Annotated in this window: 21 protein-coding genes; 9 read left to right on the top strand and 12 right to left on the bottom strand. The window is 76.5% G+C overall.

Annotated elements, in window-relative coordinates:
- Positions 1-54: 54 nt before the first annotated feature.
- From ACI8AK_RS01935 to ACI8AK_RS01920, 4 genes are all read right to left on the bottom strand, one after another.
- Positions 55-642, bottom strand: a complete 588-nt coding sequence (locus tag ACI8AK_RS01935) for a TIGR03086 family metal-binding protein (RefSeq protein ID WP_456954938.1) — start codon at positions 640-642, stop codon at positions 55-57.
- Between the two features lie 131 nt (positions 643-773).
- Positions 774-1,934, bottom strand: a complete 1,161-nt coding sequence (moeZ, locus tag ACI8AK_RS01930) for an adenylyltransferase/sulfurtransferase MoeZ (protein WP_456950873.1) — start codon at positions 1,932-1,934, stop codon at positions 774-776.
- A gap of 121 nt (positions 1,935-2,055) precedes the next feature.
- Positions 2,056-2,868: a DUF3152 domain-containing protein gene (locus tag ACI8AK_RS01925; RefSeq protein WP_456954937.1), complete on the bottom strand. Its 813-nt coding sequence runs from the start codon at positions 2,866-2,868 to the stop codon at positions 2,056-2,058.
- Between the two features lie 399 nt (positions 2,869-3,267).
- Positions 3,268-4,356 (bottom strand): alpha/beta fold hydrolase, encoded by a 1,089-nt coding sequence (locus tag ACI8AK_RS01920; RefSeq protein WP_456954936.1) that lies wholly within the window; start codon positions 4,354-4,356, stop codon positions 3,268-3,270.
- Between the two features lie 69 nt (positions 4,357-4,425).
- Between ACI8AK_RS01920 and ACI8AK_RS01915 the strand changes: the two genes are divergently transcribed.
- Both ACI8AK_RS01915 and ACI8AK_RS01910 read left to right on the top strand, forming a co-directional pair.
- The gene (locus ACI8AK_RS01915) at positions 4,426-5,067 is read left to right on the top strand and encodes a TetR/AcrR family transcriptional regulator (protein ID WP_387991603.1); all 642 of its coding nucleotides are present in this window, start codon (positions 4,426-4,428) and stop codon (positions 5,065-5,067) included.
- Positions 5,068-5,178: 111 nt separating this feature from the next.
- Complete coding sequence (locus ACI8AK_RS01910; RefSeq protein WP_387991600.1) at positions 5,179-5,415, top strand: DUF3107 domain-containing protein; 237 nt, start codon at positions 5,179-5,181, stop codon at positions 5,413-5,415.
- Positions 5,416-5,622: 207 nt separating this feature from the next.
- Here ACI8AK_RS01910 and ACI8AK_RS01905 read toward each other — a convergent pair whose 3' ends face one another.
- The gene (locus ACI8AK_RS01905) at positions 5,623-6,273 is read right to left on the bottom strand and encodes a ferritin-like fold-containing protein (protein WP_387991597.1); all 651 of its coding nucleotides are present in this window, start codon (positions 6,271-6,273) and stop codon (positions 5,623-5,625) included.
- A 72-nt stretch (positions 6,274-6,345) separates the two neighbouring features.
- Here ACI8AK_RS01905 and ACI8AK_RS01900 point away from each other — a divergent pair, with 72 nt between their 5' ends.
- The 4 genes from ACI8AK_RS01900 (at position 6,346) to ACI8AK_RS01885 (ending at position 11,350) form a co-directional block, all read left to right on the top strand.
- Positions 6,346-8,322, top strand: a complete 1,977-nt coding sequence (locus tag ACI8AK_RS01900; RefSeq protein ID WP_456954935.1) for a DEAD/DEAH box helicase — start codon at positions 6,346-6,348, stop codon at positions 8,320-8,322.
- Positions 8,323-8,330: 8 nt separating this feature from the next.
- Positions 8,331-9,500 carry an outer membrane protein assembly factor BamB family protein gene (locus tag ACI8AK_RS01895; RefSeq protein WP_456954934.1) on the top strand — a complete coding sequence of 390 codons (1,170 nt, stop codon included), beginning with the start codon at positions 8,331-8,333 and terminating at the stop codon, positions 9,498-9,500.
- 69 nt (positions 9,501-9,569) lie between these two features.
- Positions 9,570-10,484: an alpha/beta fold hydrolase gene (locus ACI8AK_RS01890; protein WP_456954933.1), complete on the top strand. Its 915-nt coding sequence runs from the start codon at positions 9,570-9,572 to the stop codon at positions 10,482-10,484.
- Positions 10,481-11,350: an oxygenase MpaB family protein gene (locus tag ACI8AK_RS01885; RefSeq protein ID WP_387991590.1), complete on the top strand. Its 870-nt coding sequence runs from the start codon at positions 10,481-10,483 to the stop codon at positions 11,348-11,350. Before ACI8AK_RS01890 ends, ACI8AK_RS01885 begins: the two co-directional genes overlap by 4 nt.
- A 107-nt stretch (positions 11,351-11,457) precedes the next feature.
- Here ACI8AK_RS01885 and ACI8AK_RS01880 read toward each other — a convergent pair whose 3' ends face one another.
- The 5 genes from ACI8AK_RS01880 to ACI8AK_RS01860 form a co-directional block, all read right to left on the bottom strand.
- Complete coding sequence (locus tag ACI8AK_RS01880; protein WP_456954932.1) at positions 11,458-12,324, bottom strand: RecB family exonuclease; 867 nt, start codon at positions 12,322-12,324, stop codon at positions 11,458-11,460.
- 9 nt (positions 12,325-12,333) lie between these two features.
- The gene (locus ACI8AK_RS01875; protein ID WP_387991586.1) at positions 12,334-13,209 is read right to left on the bottom strand and encodes a PHP domain-containing protein; all 876 of its coding nucleotides are present in this window, start codon (positions 13,207-13,209) and stop codon (positions 12,334-12,336) included.
- Between the two features lie 35 nt (positions 13,210-13,244).
- A complete protein-coding gene (locus tag ACI8AK_RS01870) occupies positions 13,245-13,871 on the bottom strand; it encodes a PH domain-containing protein (RefSeq protein ID WP_387991583.1) in 627 nt (208 codons plus the stop codon).
- Between the two features lie 7 nt (positions 13,872-13,878).
- Complete coding sequence (locus ACI8AK_RS01865) at positions 13,879-14,043, bottom strand: hypothetical protein (RefSeq protein WP_387991580.1); 165 nt, start codon at positions 14,041-14,043, stop codon at positions 13,879-13,881.
- Between the two features lie 125 nt (positions 14,044-14,168).
- Complete coding sequence (locus ACI8AK_RS01860) at positions 14,169-14,792, bottom strand: DUF6758 family protein (protein WP_387991578.1); 624 nt, start codon at positions 14,790-14,792, stop codon at positions 14,169-14,171.
- Between the two features lie 106 nt (positions 14,793-14,898).
- Between ACI8AK_RS01860 and ACI8AK_RS01855 the strand changes: the two genes are divergently transcribed.
- Positions 14,899-15,327, top strand: coding sequence for an NUDIX hydrolase (locus tag ACI8AK_RS01855; RefSeq protein ID WP_456954931.1), 429 nt, complete (start codon positions 14,899-14,901; stop codon positions 15,325-15,327).
- Between the two features lie 24 nt (positions 15,328-15,351).
- On the opposite strand, the gene ACI8AK_RS01850 is transcribed toward ACI8AK_RS01855, so the two are convergent.
- The gene (locus tag ACI8AK_RS01850) at positions 15,352-15,861 is read right to left on the bottom strand and encodes a MaoC family dehydratase (RefSeq protein ID WP_456954930.1); all 510 of its coding nucleotides are present in this window, start codon (positions 15,859-15,861) and stop codon (positions 15,352-15,354) included.
- A 143-nt stretch (positions 15,862-16,004) separates the two neighbouring features.
- Between ACI8AK_RS01850 and ACI8AK_RS01845 the strand changes: the two genes are divergently transcribed.
- Positions 16,005-16,493: a hypothetical protein gene (locus ACI8AK_RS01845; RefSeq protein ID WP_456954929.1), complete on the top strand. Its 489-nt coding sequence runs from the start codon at positions 16,005-16,007 to the stop codon at positions 16,491-16,493.
- The gene (locus ACI8AK_RS01840) at positions 16,490-17,404 is read left to right on the top strand and encodes an HTTM domain-containing protein (RefSeq protein ID WP_456954928.1); all 915 of its coding nucleotides are present in this window, start codon (positions 16,490-16,492) and stop codon (positions 17,402-17,404) included. The genes ACI8AK_RS01845 and ACI8AK_RS01840 overlap by 4 nt, the downstream gene beginning before the upstream one ends.
- A gap of 7 nt (positions 17,405-17,411) precedes the next feature.
- Here ACI8AK_RS01840 and ACI8AK_RS01835 read toward each other — a convergent pair whose 3' ends face one another.
- Positions 17,412-17,705, bottom strand: coding sequence for a WXG100 family type VII secretion target (locus ACI8AK_RS01835; RefSeq protein WP_387991564.1), 294 nt, complete (start codon positions 17,703-17,705; stop codon positions 17,412-17,414).
- Between the last annotated feature and the right edge of the window lies 1 nt (position 17,706).

Below are 17,706 nucleotides of genomic sequence, written 5' to 3'. Positions count from 1 at the left end.
CGGAGGATAGGGAGACGTCGGGTGCGGCGGACCCCTCCGACGCGTCGCGGCGGGCTAGGCCCGGCGGCCGAAGCGGGCCAGCAGGCGCCGCTGCGGGGCGGCGCCGTCGGGCAGCTCGACCTCCGGCGCGAACAGGCCGGGCACGCCGTCGGCGGGCAGCCGCGCGGCCATCGCCTCCGCCGCACGGACCAGTGCCGGGTCCAGCGCCTCGTCCCCGCCGGTGGCGCGCGCGAGGTCCCAGGCGTGCACGGTGAGGTCGGCGGTGAGCTCCTCGACGTACTCGCGGGCCGGCGTCGGGCCGCGGGACAGGTGCACGGTGCCGGCCGCCAGGTCGGCGGTGGCGACGGCGGCCAGCGCCTCGTCCGCGACGGTCTCCCACGCCGTGAGCGGGTCGTCGCCGAGCAGGGCGTCGGTCCCGGCCGGCACGCGCGCGGCGACGGCGTCGAGGGGCTCGCCGGCCAGCAGCCCGGGCACCCAGTGCGCCTCGCCGACCAGGTGCGCGACCAGGTCGGCCACCGTCCAGCCGGGCAGCGCCTCGAGGTCCCACTGCCCCGGCTCGACGGCGTCGACGCGGTCGGTGAACGTGGCCTGGGCGCGCTGGAAGAGCTCCAGCAGCTCGGTCGGTGACGTCGGCTCGGGCACCGGACCAGTCAACACGGACGCCGAGGGCCCGGCACCCGTGACGGGTGCCGGGCCCTGGCGAGGCGCTGGAACGGCCTCGTCCCCGGGTCCCGCGGCGCGCGCAGCGTGTCGTGGGGAGGGACGAGGTCCTCCTAGTAGGTGGGCAGCGCCTTGTCGATCCGCGTGGCCCACGCCGTCACGCCGCCCTGGACGTGCACGGCGTCCTTGAAGCCGGCGTTCTTGACCGCGGCGAGCACCTCGGCCGAGCGGACGCCGGTCTTGCAGTGCAGCACGATCGGCTTGTCGTTCGGCAGCCGCGACAGGGCGCGGCCGGAGAGGATCTCGTCCTTGGGGATGAGCGTCGCGCCCGGGATCGAGACGATCTCGTACTCGTTGGGCTCGCGGACGTCGATCAGCTCGAAGTCCTTGCCCGCGTCCATCATGTCCTTGAGCTCGTCGACGGTGATGGTCGAACCGGCCGCGGCCTCCTGGGCCTCGACCGACACGACGCCGCAGAAGGCCTCGTAGTCGATGAGCCCGGTGATCGGCTCGGCCTCGGGGTCCTTGCGCACCTTGATCGTGCGGAAGGTCATCTCCAGGGCGTCGTAGACCATGAGCCGGCCGAGCAGCGTCTCGCCGATGCCGGTGATCAGCTTGACCGCCTCGGTGGCCTGGATGGCGCCGATGGTCGCGCACAGCACGCCGAGCACGCCGCCCTCGGCGCAGGAGGGGACCATCCCGGGCGGCGGCGGGACCGGGTACAGGTCGCGGTAGTTGGGCCCGTGCTCGTTCCAGAACACCGAGACCTGGCCGTCGAAGCGGTAGATCGAGCCCCACACGTAGGGCTTGCCCAGCAGCACGCACGCGTCGTTGACCAGGTAGCGCGTGGCAAAGTTGTCGGTGCCGTCGACGATGAGGTCGTACTGGCTGAAGATGTCGAGGACGTTGTCGCTGTCCAGGCGCGTCTCGTGCAGCCGGACGTCGACCAGCGGGTTGATCTCCTTGATGGAGTCGCGCGCGCTCTCCGCCTTCGACCGGCCGACGTCGGACTGCCCGTGGATGATCTGGCGCTGCAGGTTCGACTCGTCGACGACGTCGAACTCGACGATGCCGAGCGTGCCGACGCCCGCGGCGGCCAGGTACATCAGCACCGGCGAGCCCAGGCCACCGGCGCCGACGGCGAGCACCTTGGCGTTCTTGAGCCGCTTCTGCCCGTCCATCCCGACGTCCGGGATGATCAGGTGGCGGCTGTAGCGGCGGACCTCGTCGATCGACAGGTCGGCGGCGGGCTCCACCAGGGGTGGCAGGGACACGCTTGCTCCTCGGGTCTCGACCAGCGGCCCCAGGACGGCGGGGCCTGCGTTCGACGGTCCAACAGGGTGGCACGCGGGTCTGTTCCCGCCCTCCCCGCCCCGGCGTCCGGGGCGGGCCGGGTCAGGGGTACGGCCAGGCGTTCTTGGCGCACCCCTCGAGGCCGAGGGTCTGCTGCTGCATCACGGGGGCGACCTGGCCGGGACCGGGGCAGTCCTGGTGGCCGTTGCCCAGCGCGTGCCCGACCTCGTGGTTGACGACGTACTGGCGGTACGTGGCGACGTCGCCCTGGTAGTCGGGGACGGCGGTCTCCCAGCGGGCCAGGTTGACGACCGCGCGCTCGCCGTAGCGGCAGGAGGTGTAGCCGCCGGTGCCCACGCCCGGGCAGTAGCGCTCCATGCTGCCGGGGCTGACGAGGCTGACCCGGAAGTCGTAGGAACCGGCGTCGGTGGTGTCCACGCGCTGGAAGGACATCCGGCCGCCGTTCCCCCACGAGCGGGGGTCGCCGAGGGTGGCCTCCACCGCGGCCGCGAACGCCGCCCCGTCGACGCCGATCCCGTCCTCGACCTCGACGACGAAGCGCTGCAGCGGCCCGGTGCCGTAGACCCCCGAGCTGCCGGGGACGACCGCCACGGTGCCCGCGCCCTGCTCCACGTACGTGCCGGCCGCGGGCGCCGGGAGGCCGGTCGGGCCGGCGTCGCCCTCCGCGGGCGCGGTGGGCGCGGGGGTGTCCGTCGGGGTCGCGCTCGGCGGCGAGGAGGCCGCCGACGTGGGGGTCGCCGTCGAGGAGGTCACCGACCCCGTGCTGCCGGCGGTCGCGCCCACCCGGGCCGGCGTGCCCGGACCGAGCAGGTCGAGCACCGTCAGCACGGTGGCGACGACGAGCAGCGGGATCGCGTAGGCGCGCCAGCCCCACCGGGCCACGAACCGGCCCACCGGGCCTCGCCGGCGCCGCTGCGGCCGCGCGGCCCGGCGACCGGCGGCCGGAGGCGCGCCCGGCTCCGCGGGCCGCGGGGGACGGGGCCGCGCCGGCGGGTCGCGGCGGTCGGCTGCCGGCGACGGGGGGCGCGAGGACGGCGGGCGGGCGGGCAGCGGCGGGAGCGGCGGGAGGCCGCGGGCCGCCTCCCGCCCCGTCCGGGCCCCGGGGGGCCGGCCGGGCGGAGGACCTGCCACGGTGCCGCCTCCTCGCCGTGTCGGGCCTCGCGGCCGCCGGGCTGCCGGTCGTCCTTCCGGTCACGCAGTGTCGCGGGCGGCGTCACCGCGCGTCCAGGTCAGGTTCTCACGCGTCACACGAGACCCGTGCGACCCGCTGGTGGCGCGTCGCGCGGTCCCGGCTCAGCCGGCCCGCGCCTCCGGCTCGTCGTCGTCCCCGGCCTCCGCGGCGCCGTGGCGGTCCCCCGCGTCGAGGTCCTCGAGCAGGCCGAGCACCGCCCGGGCGGTCTCCTCCGGCGCCTCGAGCATCGCCACGTGGCCGACGGTCTCCAGCACCAGCAGCCGCGCGTCGGGGACGGCCGCCGCCAGCCGCGGGGCCAGCCGCGGGTCGACCAGCCGGTCGCGGTCGCCCCAGACGACCAGCGTCGGCATCCGCAGCGCGCGGGCCAGCCGCCAGGCGTTGGCCCGGCCGACCCGCAGGTAGGAGGTGATCAGGCCGCGCATGCTGCGGGTCAGCGCCCGATTGGCCCACTCCTGCCGCGCCCGCTCGCGGGTCTCCGCGACGGCGGCGTCGATCCGCTCCGGCGGCACCCGCCCGGGCTCGCCGAAGCACATCTGCAGCATGCCGCGCACCGACTGCTCCGGCGTCACGCCGGCCAGCCGCCGCTCGGCGACGCCCGGCACGCCCGGCAGCAGGAGCAGCAGCAGCGCGCGGCTGAACGCCTGCGGCACGCGGTAGACCGGCATCGCCGGGGAGACCAGCGTCAGCGACGCGACGAGGTCCGGCCGGCGGGCGGCGACCAGCAGGCTGACCAGGCCGCCGAGGCTGTTGCCGAGCAGGTGCACCGGCCCGCCCTGCCCGTCGCCGGGCTGGTCCCGGACGTGCTCGAGGACCTCGACGACGGCGCGCACGTGGCCGCGGATGGAGTACGACCCGCCGGTCGGCGGCTGCGAGCGGCCGAACCCCGGCAGGTCCACCGCCCACCCCGCGCAGCGGACGGCGAGCAGCGCCGCCAGGTCGGTCCAGTTGGTGGACGCGCCGCCGAGGCCGTGGACGTACAGCGCGCGCTCGCGCGGCGCCCCGGGCGGACCGGCCCACGGGGTGGTGCGGACGTACACGGTGCCGCCGCTGACCGGCAGCTCCTCGCCGGGCCAGGCGTCCGGCGGCGCGCCGGGGACGGGCAGGGGCGCCGTCGACAGCCGGGCGGTGGACGACGGGGCGATCGACGGGGGCGCCGGCGGGCGGCGGCGCGCACGACGGACCTCGGGCACGCGGCGAACGGTATGCCAGCCGGAGGTGTCGCGTGTGGCGGGTGACCCGCCGGTAACATCCCCGGGACCATGCAGTCCTCCCGACCGGCCCCCGTCCGCCGCACGTCGCGGCTGCCCCGCGGCGCCCGGCGGCTGCAGCTGCTGCAGGCCGCCCAGGAGGTCTTCGTCGCGCACGGCTTCCACGCCGCCGCGATGGACGACATCGCCGACCGCGCCGGCGTCAGCAAGCCCGTCCTCTACCAGCACTTCCCGGGCAAGCGGGAGCTCTACCTGGCGCTGCTCGAGCAGCAGGTCACCGAGCTCACCGACCGGGTGCGCGAGGCGATGGCCGGCACCGAGGACAACCGGCAGCGCGTGCACGGCGCCGTCGGCGCCTACTTCGACTTCATCGACGCCGAGGGCGGCGCGTTCCGGCTGGTCTTCGAGTCCGACCTGCGCAACGACGACGACGTGCGGGCGCTGGTCGACCGCGGCAACCGGGCGTGCGTCGAGGCGATCGCCGAGGTGATCGCCGGCGACACCGGCAGCTCGCCGGAGCAGGCGCACCTGCTGGCCTCGGGACTGACCGGCCTGGCCGAGACCAGCGCCCGGTGGTGGCTGGCGCAGAAGGGCACGGTGTCCCGCGACGAGGCCGTGTCGCTGATGTCCGCGCTGGCGTGGCGGGGCATCTCCCGCTTCCCCCGGGTCGAGGGCGAGCCGGCCGCGGGCTGATCCGGTCCCGCGCCGTGCCTGTTCGCTGAGGGCACAGGCGCACGCCGGGGCCGGGCACCCGGCGCTGGACTAGCGTGGTCGGCAGCCGTGCAACCCGAGGAGGCATCCCCCGTGGAAGTCAAGATCGGTGTCCAGCACTCCCCCCGGGAGCTGGTCGTCGACAGCCCGAAGACCCCTGACGAGATCGCCGCCGACGTGGCCGCCGCCGTGTCCGGCGGCACGAAGGACGGGCTGTTGACCCTGGAGGACGAGCGGGGCCGCCGTGTCCTCGTCCCGGTCGACCGGATCGCCTACGTCGAGATCGCCCAGGCCGACCAGCGCCGGGTGGGCTTCGTCGCCGGCGCCTGAGACCCGCACGTCCCGACGGGGCGTCCCCGCACTGCGCGGGGGCGCCCCGTCGACGTGTCGCGGGACTCCACGACGTGAGCCGCCCCGCGAGGGTCGTGCCCGGTGGCGGGCCCGGAGGGTCCCCGCGGGTGCGACGGAACGGCTCAGCGCGACTGGGGAACGGCACGTGGCCGCGGTGCGATCCGGGAGGATCGCAGTGTCACGGTGTCAGGGGTTGAGGCCCAGGGTCTTCATGCGCTCGGTGTGCGCGGCGGTGATGCGGTCCACCAGCCGGACGACGCCGGTCAGGTCGCCGGTGCCGCCGATGATCAGCCGGGCCAGGCCGTCCCGCTCGGCGATGACCGCCTGCGACTGGGAGATCGCCTCCCCCACCAGCCGGCGCCCCCACAGCGCGAGCCGGCCGGCCAGCGTCCGCTGCGCGGCGATCGCGGCCCGGACCTCGCGGACGGCGAAGTCGGCGTGGCCGGTGTCGGCGAGCACCTCGAGGATCAGCGACCGGTCCGGCTCGGGCAGGGAGCCCGCGATCTCGCGGTAGAAGTCGGCGGCCAGGCCGTCGCCGACGTAGGCCTTCACCAGCCCCTCGAGCCAGGTGCGGGGCCGGGTGCCCTCGTGGAAGCCGTCGAGCGCGGCCACGAACGGGCGCATCGCCTCGGTCGGCTCCGCGCCCAGCTCGGTCAGCCGCTGCGCCAGCCGGTCGTGGTGGCCCATCTCCGCGGCGGCCATGCGCGCCAGCGCGGCGCGGCCGGCCAGGGTGGGCGCCATCCGCGCGTCCTCGGCCAGCCGGTCGAACGCGGTCAGCTCCGCGTAGGCGAGCACGCCGAGCAGGTCGACGACGGCTCGGGTGTCGACCGTGGTCACGTGCCACCTCCGGGTGGTGTCGGGGCGGACGGGGCCGCGCGGCGACCGAGGCTAGCCGCTGTCCGCGCTAGCATGGGGAACAGGCGGGCCGCCAGGCGCGCTGGTATCTGTGCGCTGACGAACGTCGGACGACGCCCTGAGGAGCCCCCACCGGGCACCGGGTGCGTCCCGGTCCTCCCCGGTCCGCTGGCCGCGTCGGCGCTGGAACGCATCCCGCGACACCCGACCGCGGAGCGCCCGGGCGACGACGCCGTCGCCCCCGGCAGCTCCCCCAGCCGACCAGAGGCGAGAGCACTGACCTCCACCGAGAACACCCCCACCGAGAACACCCCCACCGAGAACAGCCCCACCGGGACCGGCACCCCGAGCACCGAGCTCGAGCACGCCGAGACCGGCGCGCCGGCCCCCGAGCAGGTCGAGCAGACCGTCGAGGCGCTCGGCGGCGCTCCCGTCGAGGAGACCGCGCCGCTGTTCAGCGACTTCGACGTCCACCCCGACGTCGTCGCGGCGCTGGCCGAGGCCGGCATCACCCGGACCTTCGCGATCCAGGAGCTCACCCTCCCGCTGGCGCTGGCGGGCAACGACCTCATCGGGCAGGCCCGCACCGGCACCGGCAAGACCCTCGGCTTCGGCGTCCCGCTGCTGCAGCGCGTCGTCCCCGCCGCGGAGGGCGGCGACGGCGTCCCGCAGGCGCTGGTCGTCGTCCCCACCCGCGAGCTGTGCGTCCAGGTGGCCCGCGACCTCGGCACCGCCGGCGCCAGGCGCGGCATCCGCGTGCAGGCCATCTACGGCGGCCGTGCGTTCGAGCCGCAGGTGTCCGCGCTGCAGGCCGGCGTCGAGGTCGTCGTCGGCACCCCCGGCCGGCTGCTGGACCTGGCCGAGCAGGGCCACCTGATCCTCGGCAAGGTCCGCGTGCTGGTCCTCGACGAGGCCGACGAGATGCTCGACCTGGGCTTCCTGCCCGACATCGAGCGGATCCTCGGCATGGTCCCGGCCCAGCGGCAGACGATGCTGTTCTCGGCCACCATGCCCGGCCCGATCGTCACGCTGTCGCGGTCGTTCATGACCCAGCCGACGCACATCCGGGCGCACGGCAACGACGAGGGCTCGACCGTCCCGCAGACGACGCAGTTCGTGTACCGGGCGCACAACCTCGACAAGCCCGAGCTGCTCGCCCGCGTGCTGCAGGCCCGCGGCCGCGGCCTGGCGATGGTCTTCTGCCGCACCAAGCGCACCGCGCAGAAGGTCGCCGACGAGCTGGTCGACCGCGGGTTCGCGGCCGCCGCCGTGCACGGCGACCTCGGCCAGGGCGCCCGCGAGCAGGCGCTGCGCGCGTTCCGGAGCGGCAAGGTCGACGTCCTGGTCGCCACCGACGTCGCCGCCCGCGGCATCGACGTCACCGGCGTCAGCCACGTCGTCAACTACCAGTGCCCCGAGGACGAGAAGACCTACGTGCACCGGATCGGCCGCACCGGCCGCGCCGGGCGCGAGGGCGTCGCCGTCACGCTGGTCGACTGGGACGACATCCCGCGCTGGCAGCTGATCAACAAGGCGCTGGACCTGCCGTTCGTGGACCCGCCGGAGACCTACTCCACCTCGCCGTGGGTCTACACCGACCTCGACGTCCCCGAGGGCGCCAAGGGCCGGCTGCCGCGCGCGCAGCGGACCCGCGAGGGCCTCGACGCGGAGGTGCTCGAGGACCTCGGCGAGACGGGCAAGAAGACCAGGGGCGCCGGCCGCGGTCCCGCGCGGGAGGAGTCCCGCACCGAGGGCGAGCGCCCGGCCCGGTCCCGCTCGCGCCCCCCACGCGGGGCCGCCCCCGCGGCCGTGCCCGTGGCCGCCGCCCCCGCCCACCACGCTTCGGGTGAGGCGGGGTCCGGCGAGCCCCCCCCGACCCCGGCGGGGGCCGCGACCGACGGGTCCGGCGAGGGCGCGGCCAGGCCGCGCCGCCGTCGCCGCCGCGGCGGCCGGGGTCGCTCCGGCGCCTCCGCGGCCTCCGGCGCCGAGGGCCAGGACGGCGACGGCGGCGACTCCGAGTCCGCCGCGTAAGACGCCGCGTGGCGCTGCGTCCCCCGCCGCTGCGGGTGTGGGTCTGGACGGCGGCCGCGCTCGCGCTGGCCGTCGTCGCCACCCTGCTGTGGCGGGGGTCGAGCGTCGCCGCGACCGACAGCACCACCGCCGGCGAGCCGCCGGTCCCCTCGACCGCGCCGGCCGGTGAGCTCGCGCCCGCCTGGTCGGCCGACGTCGACGTCCCGCTGCCGGACGCCGTCGTCGAGGGCGGGCGGGTGGTCGTGCCCGTCGCCGACGGCGTCACGGCGCTGGACCCGGCCACGGGCGAGGAGGCCTGGCACTACCGGCGCACCGACGCCGCGCTGTGCGGGCTCTCCGCCGGCGACGGGCTGGTCGTCGCCGTCTTCCGCACCGCGGACCGCTGCGACGAGGCGCTGGCGCTCACCGCGGCCACCGGCGTGCGCGCCTGGACCCGCAACCTGAGCCTGCGCGGCGACGCCACCATCACCGGCGCCGACCAGGTGGTCCTCGCCAGCAGCGACACCGGCGTCGTCGTCCTCGACCCGGTCGGGGACAACGTCCGCTGGCGGGCGGGCGCGGAGTCCGGCTGCACGCTGCTCGACACCGCCGCGGGCAGCGCCGGCGTCGCGGTGCTGCAGCGCTGCACCGGCTCGGCCGCCGTCCAGCTGCGGCTGTTCGACTCCTTCTCCGGCGAGGCCCGCTGGACCCGCGACCTGGCCGCCACGGGCGGCGCCGACGTGCGGCTGGCCGGCGTGGACCGGCTGGTCGCCGTCGTCACCGGCGACGCCCTGCTGGTCCACCGCCCCGACGACGGCACGCAGCTGCAGGAGCTCGCGCTCCCGGCCGCGACCGACGGCGGCGCGGAGGGCGATCCCGTGCTGCAGTCCGGGACCGGCGACGTCGCGCTGGTGTGGGCGCGCGGCACCGTCCGGGCGCTGGACGGCACGAGCGGCGCCACCCTGTGGTCGCTGCCCGCCCTCGGCCTGCCCACCGCCTCCGCCGCCGGCAAGGGCGAGGCCGGGCAGGCCGGCGTCTGGGTGCCCGAGCCCGACGGCCTCGTCCTGCGCGACCCGGCCACCGGCGCCGAGCTCTCCCGGGTGGCGCTGCAGGACCCGCCGGCGCCCGGCGGGCGCGCCGCCGTCGCCGGGCCGGTGCTCGTCTACGCGCTCCCCGACCGGGTGCTCGGGTACGCGTAGTCCCCGCGTAGTCCCCGCGCGGCCCCCGCGCGGCGGCGCGGCCGCCGACGGCGGGGTTCACTGGGGACCATGGTCCTGCCCGGCACCTCGCACAGCCCCGACCTCGCCATCGCCGCCGACGACCTGCGCCAGCTCGCCGACCACGACGCGACGGCGCGCACCCTCCCCGGGCGGGCCGGGCCCCTGGCCGCGCTGGACACCGGCGGCGACGGGCCCAGCGGCACGGTGCTGCTGGTCGCCGGGTACACCGGCAGCAAGGAGGACTTCGCCCCGCTGCTCGCGCCGCTGGCCGCCGACGGCTACCGGGTGGTGGCGATCGACCAGCGCGGGCAGTACGAGTCCCCCGGCCCCGACGACCCCGCCGCCTACTCGGTCGCCGAGCTCGCCGCCGACGTCGTCGCCGTGGCCTCCCTGCTGCGCGAGGAGACCGGCACCCCGCACCTGCTCGGGCACAGCTTCGGCGGGCTGGTCGGCCGCGGCGCCGTCCTCGCCGACCCCGCCGCCTTCCGCTCGCTGACGCTGCTCGGGTCGGGCCCCGCCCGGCTGGGCGGCCGGCGCGCCGAGCTGCTCGAGCACCTCGGCCCGCTGCTGGACTCCGGCGGCGTCCCCGCCGTGCACGCCACGCTCGAGCAGCTGGCGATGACCGACGAGCGCGCCCAGGCGGTGCCCGCCCCCACCCGCGCGTTCTACGCCCGCCGGTTCCTCCGCAACACCGCGGCGGGGCTGCGCGGCATGGCCGACGCGATGACCACCGAGCCCGACCGCGTGGCCGAGCTGGCCGCCACCGGCGTGCCGGTGCTGGTCGCCCACGGCGTGGCCGACGACGCCTGGCCGCCGGACGTCCAGGCGGACATGGCCCGCCGGCTGGGCGCCCGGCACGAGGTCATCGACGGCGCGATCCACTCCCCCGCCGTCGAGAACCCGCGCCGCACGCTCGAGGTGCTCGAGGCGTTCTGGTCCTCGGTGCCGGAGGGGACCCGGTGAGCGCCGCCCGGCCCTCGGCGCGCGACTGGACGGCGGAGGAGGACCTGCTGGGGTTCTTCGGGCCCGACAGCGTCACCTGGCGGGTGCACGCCGACCCGGTCTACGGCGTCGGCGGGCTGCGCGCGCTGCTGCTGCAGGCGCTGCACCCGGTCGCGATGGACGGCGTGGCCCGCAACTCGGTCTTCCGCGCGTCGCCGTGGCAGCGGCTGGTGCGCACCGCCGAGTACGTCGACACGCTGACCTTCGGCACCCGCCGTGAGGCGATCCGCGCGGTGCGGCGGGTCCGCGGCGTGCACCGGCGCCTGGGCGGCACCGAGGAGACCACCGGCCGCACCTACCGCGTCGACGACCCCGACCTGCTGCTGTGGGTGCACAACTGCGAGGTCGACTCGCTGCTCGACGTCGCCCGCCGCGTCGGCGTCGTCACCCCCGCGGAGGCCGACCGCTACGTGGCCGAGCAGGTGACCGCCGCCGAGCTCATCGGGATCGACCGCGCCGACGTCCCCGACTCGGTGGCCGCGCTCGCCGGCTACTTCGAGCGGCTCCGGCCCGAGCTCACGCTCACCGCGGCCGGGCGGGAGGCGTGGCGCTTCCTCGTCGTCCCGCCGATGCCGCGCTGGGTGCAGTTCCTGACCCCGGCCCGGCCGGCCTGGGGGTCGCTGGCGTCGCTGGCGGTGGCCACCCTGCCGCCGTGGGCCCGCCGGATGGCCTCGCTGCCCGGGCTGACGCTGACCGACACGGCGGCGACGGCGGCGCTGCGGGCGTTCCGCACCGGGATGCTCGCGCTGCCCGAGCGGGCCCGGCACTCCCCGATCCGGCGCGCCGCCTTCGAGCGGACGGCGGGCGCGGTCGAGGTCGGCGCCTAGCCTCCACTCCCCGACCTCCACTCCCCGACCTCCACTCCCCGACCTCCACTCCCCGACCTCCACTCCCCGACCTCCGGTCCCCGACCTCCGGTCCCGGGCCCCCGGTCCTAGGCCCCCGCCGGGTCCCCGTCGGCGGGCAGGAAGCTCCAGGTCTCCCGCGGCGGCGTCGCCGCCTGCCCCACCGGGCAGCTGGGCCGGAAGTCGCACCAGCCGCACTGCCGGCCGGGGACGGCGGGGAACGCCTCGTCCGGCGGCACGCCGTCCTCCACCCGCCGGGTGGCGACGGCGATGTCCTCCGCGACGTCCTCGGCCCGGCGCACGAAATTGGCCAGCGACCGCTCGGTGTGCTCGAAGGAGGCGACCGTCCCGGTGGGCAGGTGGTGCAGCTCGACCCGGCTGCACGGCCGGCGCAGCGTGCGCCGCACGCCGAGCACGTAGGCCGCCAGCGCGGCCGACCCGCGCGCCTCGTCGTCGGTGCTGGGCACCCGGCCGGTCTTGTAGTCGACGACGACCAGCTCGTCGCCGCGCTGGTCGATGCGGTCGACCCGCCCGGTCAGCGCCAGCCGCTCGGTGGTGCACGAGACCTGCCGCTCCAGCCCGACCGGCTCCTCGGCGGGGTCCAGCGCCTCGACGTAGCCGGTGACCCAGCCGGCCGCGGTGGCGCGCCAGCGGGCGGCCTGCTCGTCGTCGCGGAAGCCGTTGGCCGACCAGACGCCGTAGAGCAGCTGCCGGGCGGCGACGGCGGTGCGGCGTGCCCGCGGCAGGTCCCACCACGAGCGCAGCGCGGCGTGGACGGCGGAGCCGACCGTGTTGTGCGCCCACGGCGGGCCCTTGGGCGGCGTCGGCCGGTCGACGTAGGCGAAGCGGTAGCGGCGCGGGCAGTCGGCGAAGGTGGCCAGCTTGCTCGGCGTCGCGGGGAACAGCCGGCGCGGCATGCCGGGCATCTCGAGCTGTGCGCCGTCGGACTGCCTCACCCGGCCACGCTAACCGGCGACGGCGCCCCTGTCGGCCAGGGGCACGCTGCCGGTGGACGCGGCCACCAGCGCCTCGTACTGCTCCGGGTCGGTGGTGCACGCGCCGAGCGGCGTCGCCTTGTTCGCGCCGTGGTGGTCGCTGGACCCGGTCACCAGCAGCCCGAGGTCGGCGGCCAGGCCGCGCAGGTGCTCGCGCTGGGCCGGGTCGTGGTCGGGGTGGTCGACCTCCAGGCCGACCAGCCCGGCGTCGGCCATCGCGGCGATCGCGGCGTCGTCGACCACCCGGCCGCGCCGGGTCGCCAGGCCGTGGGCGAACACCGGCACGCCGCCGGCCGCCCGGACCAGCCGGATGCCCTCGAGCACGTCGGTGTCGGCCTTGGTCACGTGGTACGGGCCGCCCTGGTGCAGCAGCGTGGTGAAGGCCTGCTCGACCGACGCGACGACGCCCGCCTCGACCAGCGCCCGGGCCACGTGCGGGCGGCCCACCACCGCGCCGCCGCTGGAGTCCAGGACCCGCTGCCACTCCACCGGGTAGCCGGCCGCGGCGAGCGCGGCGACCATCCGCTGGCCGCGGGTCAGCCGCTCCTCGCGCAGCCGCCGCAGCTCGCCGGCCAGCTCCGGGTGGTCCGGGTCGAACAGGTAGGCCAGCAGGTGCACGCTGACCGGCCGCCCCTCGGCGGGGAACCACCGCGCGGACAGCTCCAGGCCCGGGACGACGGTCAGCCCCTCCGGGCGGGCCGCGGCGGCCGCCGCCCACCCGTCGGTCGTGTCGTGGTCGGTGAGCGCGACGACGTCGAGGCCGGCGGCGCGGGCAGCGGCCAGGAGCCGGGCCGGGGTGTCGGTGCCGTCGGAGACCGACGAGTGGGTGTGCAGGTCGATGCGCATCGGCGTCCAGCCTCCCCCAGGCGGGCGCGCGCTGCTCAGGCCCCCGGCAGGCGCGGGATCGGCTGGGTGTCGTGCCGGGGCGGCGCCGCGGCGGGGCGCCCGTTGTCGTCCGGGTTGCCCTCGTCGTCGCCGGCCGCGGCGCCGCCCCCGTCACTGCCGAACAGCAGCTCGCTCACCTCGCGGTAGAGCAGGTCCGCGCGCGGCAGGTGGGTGATCTGCGACAGCGCCTGCTGCGAGCCGGCCGACTCGAACCGGAAGGTGCCGTAGCCGAGCAGCTGGCCGGGGACGGTCTCCTTCCAGGTCAGGTCGGTGATCCGGCGCAGCGGCAGCAGGCTGACCGTGCGGGCGACGATCCCCGAGGTCAGCAGCACGCGGCGGCGGGTGACGATGAAGTGCCGCATCCACCACTCGCCGGCCCGCAGCGCGAACCAGCCGAGGGCGCCGAGGACGACGAGCAGCCCGACGCTCGCGCTGACCCGGTTGCCGGGGTCGAGGGTGAGCACCCACAGCCCGGCGAGCAGGACGGCGACCGCCTTCGCGCCCGGCCAGAGCAGCACCGCCCAGTGCCGGCGGGTCGCCACGACCGCCTGCTCACCGGGGAGCAGGTACTTGGCGGCGTCCTTGGCCCACCGCGGCGGGCGGCCGCCGGCCGGGCCGCTCACGGCAGGGTCAGACGAGCGAGCCGACGAAGGCCGCGATCGACGACGCGGCGCTGCCGAGCGCCTCCCCGGCGCCGCGCACCACGTCGGCCGAGGCCTCGGGGCGCTGGATGACGTAGAACACGACGAAGGCCACCGCCAGCCAGACGAGCACCTTCTTCAGGTTCACCGCCACCCCCGGGGGATCCGCTCGGACCGGCGGACGACGTGCCCGCGCGGGTCGGCCCCGAGGGCCGGCCCCATGGGTAACACAGGCCCCAGTGCCCTCCGCCGGGACACGCCGGGCGGCGGACGGACGGGTCAGTCCCCCGGCAGCAGGTGCTCGCTCGGCGGGCCGAGCGGGAGGTCCGGGTAGAGCCGTTCGCGGAGGTCGAGCAGGCGCATCTCCTCCGCCAGCAGCCAGGCCGCCGACATCGGCCACATCACCAACCACAGCCACACGCCGAACGCCTCGCCGACGAAGGCGGCCCGGTCGTCGGAGGTGGGCACCGCCCACAGCGGCGCGTGCTGGCCGGCGGCCTCCACCGACGCCGACGAGGGGCCGGTGATGACGTCGCCGGGGTCCAGGCCCGGCAGGCCGGCGTAGCCGCAGCCCACGCCCATGCCCGGCTCCTCGGCGACCAGCACCAGCTCCGCCGACCCGCCCAGCGGCGCCGGGCCGGCGCAGCCGACGACGATCGCCCGCGCCCCGGGTTCCCCGCCCCAGGCCAGGCCGGTCACCGACCAGCCCGGCGGCACCGGGTCGGGCACCCACGCCGGCACCCGGGCGTCGGCGGTCACCGCCGCGATCGCGTCGTGGGCGATGAGCGTGGTGTGGTGCAGCGGGGTGACCGCGCCGTGCACGTGGCACCAGGCCACCGCCGAGTCCCCGGGGCGCACCACCAGTGGTTCGCCACAGCGGGGACAGACCGGGGAGGCGCTCATCGCAAGACACCGTCCTGTCACTCGGGGCTGACGTCAAGCGCTGGCGGACGGCGCCGTGCCGCCCGGCCGGGCCGTCCCGCCGCGGGCCCGGCCGTAGCCTGCCGTCGTGGCTCCCGACTCCCCCGGCGACCGGCTGCCGGTGCAGGCCTGCGTCGGCGCCGTGGTCCTCGACGGGGAGGGCCGGCTGCTGCTGGTCCGCCGGCGCAACGCCCCCGGTCGGGGGCTGTGGTCGGTGCCCGGCGGGCGGGTGGAGCCGGGTGAGACGCTGCCCGCGGCGGTCGCCCGCGAGGTGCGCGAGGAGACCGGGCTGGCGGTCCGGGTCGGCGCGGAGGTCGGCCGGGTGACCGTCCCCGGCGACGGCGTCGTCTACGACGTCGTGGACTTCGCCTGCACCCTCGAGGCCCTGGCCGCGACGCCGGTCCCGGGCGACGACGCCGACGCGGTCACCTGGGCCGGCGCCGCCGACCTCGGCCGGCTGGCCTGCACGCCGGGACTGGTCGCGACGCTGCGCGGCTGGGGTGCGCTGCCGTCCTGACCGGTCCGGCAGCGCACCCGCCCCTCAGGAGCGCGGCTTCGGCTCCGGGCGGCCGGGCTGCTCGCCGCCGCGGGCCTCGCCGTAGGAGCGCTTGGGCACCATGACCTTGCGCCGGAAGACGCAGACGACGGTGCCGTCCTGCTTGTAGCCGATCGTCTCGACGTACACGACGCCGCGGTCGTCCTTCGACTTCGACTCCGTCTTGTCCAGGACGGTGGTCTCGCCGTAGACGGTGTCGCCGTGGAAGGTCGGCGCCACGTGCCGCAGCGACTCGATCTCCAGGTTGGCGATGGCCTTGCCCGACACGTCGGGCACGCTCATGCCGAGCAGCAGCGAGTAGACGTAGTTGCCGACGACGACGTTCTTGCCGAAGTCCGTGGTCTCCGCCGCGTAGTGGGTGTCCAGGTGCAGCGGGTGGTGGTTCATCGTGATGAGGCAGAACAGGTGGTCGTCGTACTCGGTGACGGTCTTCCCGGGCCAGTGCTTGTAGACCGCCCCGACCTCGAACTCCTCGTAGTACCGACCGAACTGCATGTGCGCTCCTCCGACGTCGTCGTGCGGTGGACGGTGCCGACGTCGTGCGCGGGCGCAGGGGCCGTCCCGGGCCGGGCAGGCCAGTTGCCCACCACGCGGCGTCGGTGACCCATCTGGACGGGCGCCGATCCTACGATGCCCGGGTGGTCCAGCCGTCCCGCGCCGGCGACCCCGCGGAGGCGGACGTCGTCAGGCTCTCCACCGGCGGGCGCCGCGTCCGCCTCGCTGCCTCCCTGGCCGTCCTCGCGCTGCTGCTCGCCGGGACGGTCTGGGGCACCGACGCCTCGTTCCCGTTCGGCCCGTTCAAGATGTACTCGACCCGCGCCGAGGTGAACGCGCCGGTGGTCTCCACCCGCGTGGTCGGCCTGACCGGCGAGGGCGAGGAAGTGCGCCTGTCCGGCGGCGAGGTGGGGCTGCGCCGGGCCGAGTTCGAGGGGCAGCTCCCGCGGCTGGTCGACGACCCCGCGCTGCTGGTGACGCTGGCCGAGACCTACGGGCGCCGGCACCCGGACGCCCCCGACCTCGTCGAGGTGCAGGTGGTGCAGCGTCACTTCGAGCTCGCCGACGGGCAGCCGACCGGCGCGTGGACCGACCGCGTCCTCGTCGAGCAGGACCTGGGGGCCGGCGCGTGAGCTCCTCACCGGTCACCTCCCTCGTCTCCGCGGTCCGCGGCCTGCGCGGCTTCTGGACCCGCCCGGTCCCGCTGGCCCGCATCGCGGTGTTCCGCACCATCGCCTACCTGTTCGTGCCGGTCGACGTCTTCCTCACCACCGCCTGGGTGCGCGCGCACGCCGAGGTGCCGACCGTCTGGTACCAGCCCCTCGAGATCGCCCGCGTGCTGCACCTGCCCACGCCGACGTCGACCGTCGTCCACGTCGTGCAGTGGGCGCTGGTCCTCACCGCTCTCGCCGCGGCCACCGGCCGCGCCCCCCGTCTGCTCGGCACGGCCGTGTTCGTGCTGTACCTCGAGTGGATGGTCATCGCGATGAGCTACGGCAAGGTCGACCACGACCGCATCGCCTACCTCGTCGCGCTCGCCGTGCTGCCCACCATCGGCCGGGTCCGCTGGCGCGACCGCCGCCGGTCCGAGGCCGCCGGATGGGCGATGGCCGCCGTGATGGTGACGGTGATGCTCACCTACTTCCTCGCGGCCTGGGCGAAGATGCGCTTCGGCGGCTGGGACTGGGCGACCGGCTCGACCATCACCCGCGCGGTGATCCGCCGGGGCACCGCCCTGTCGGACTGGACGCTCGACGTCCCCGGCCTGCTGGTGACCGTGCAGTGGGTGATGCTCGTCTTCGAGTTCGCCGCGCCGCTGATGCTGCTCGTCCGGTCCGACCGGGCCCGCGTCACCCTCGTCGTGTTCCTGCTGGGCTTCCACCTCATGGTGTTCGGCGGGCTGCGGATCATCTTCCTGCCGCACTGCGTGGCGATCCTGTCGATCCTGCCGTGGGAGCGGGCACCCGAGGCCGTCGCCGCGGTGCGCCGGCGCCTGCAGCCCGGGCGGGCCGCCACGCTGTCCGCCGCGGCACCACCCGGCTGACCCGGCGTCAGATCAGCGCACCGATGCGGGCGGCCACGTCCGCCTCGTGCTGCTGGTAGGACGCGGCGACCGCGGTGAGCAGCCCGCCCATGCCGGTGAGCGCGTCGCTCACCCCCTGGGCCGAGACCCGCCACTGCTCGTAGAGCGCGCTGAACTGCACCGCGGCCTGGCTGTCGGTCCAGCCGTCGAGCACCGAGCTCGTGACCGTGCTCGACAGCGTCGCGTGCCGCGCGGCGGTCTCGGCCGCCTCCGCCTGGCACCGCCCGGCCATCGACTGCAGCGTCCCGATGTCGACCCTCATG

Source organism: Geodermatophilus sp. SYSU D00867 (assembly GCF_054050315.1).
Note: the sequence above shows the minus strand (reverse complement) of the source record. Positions and strands in the feature narration are given on the sequence as shown.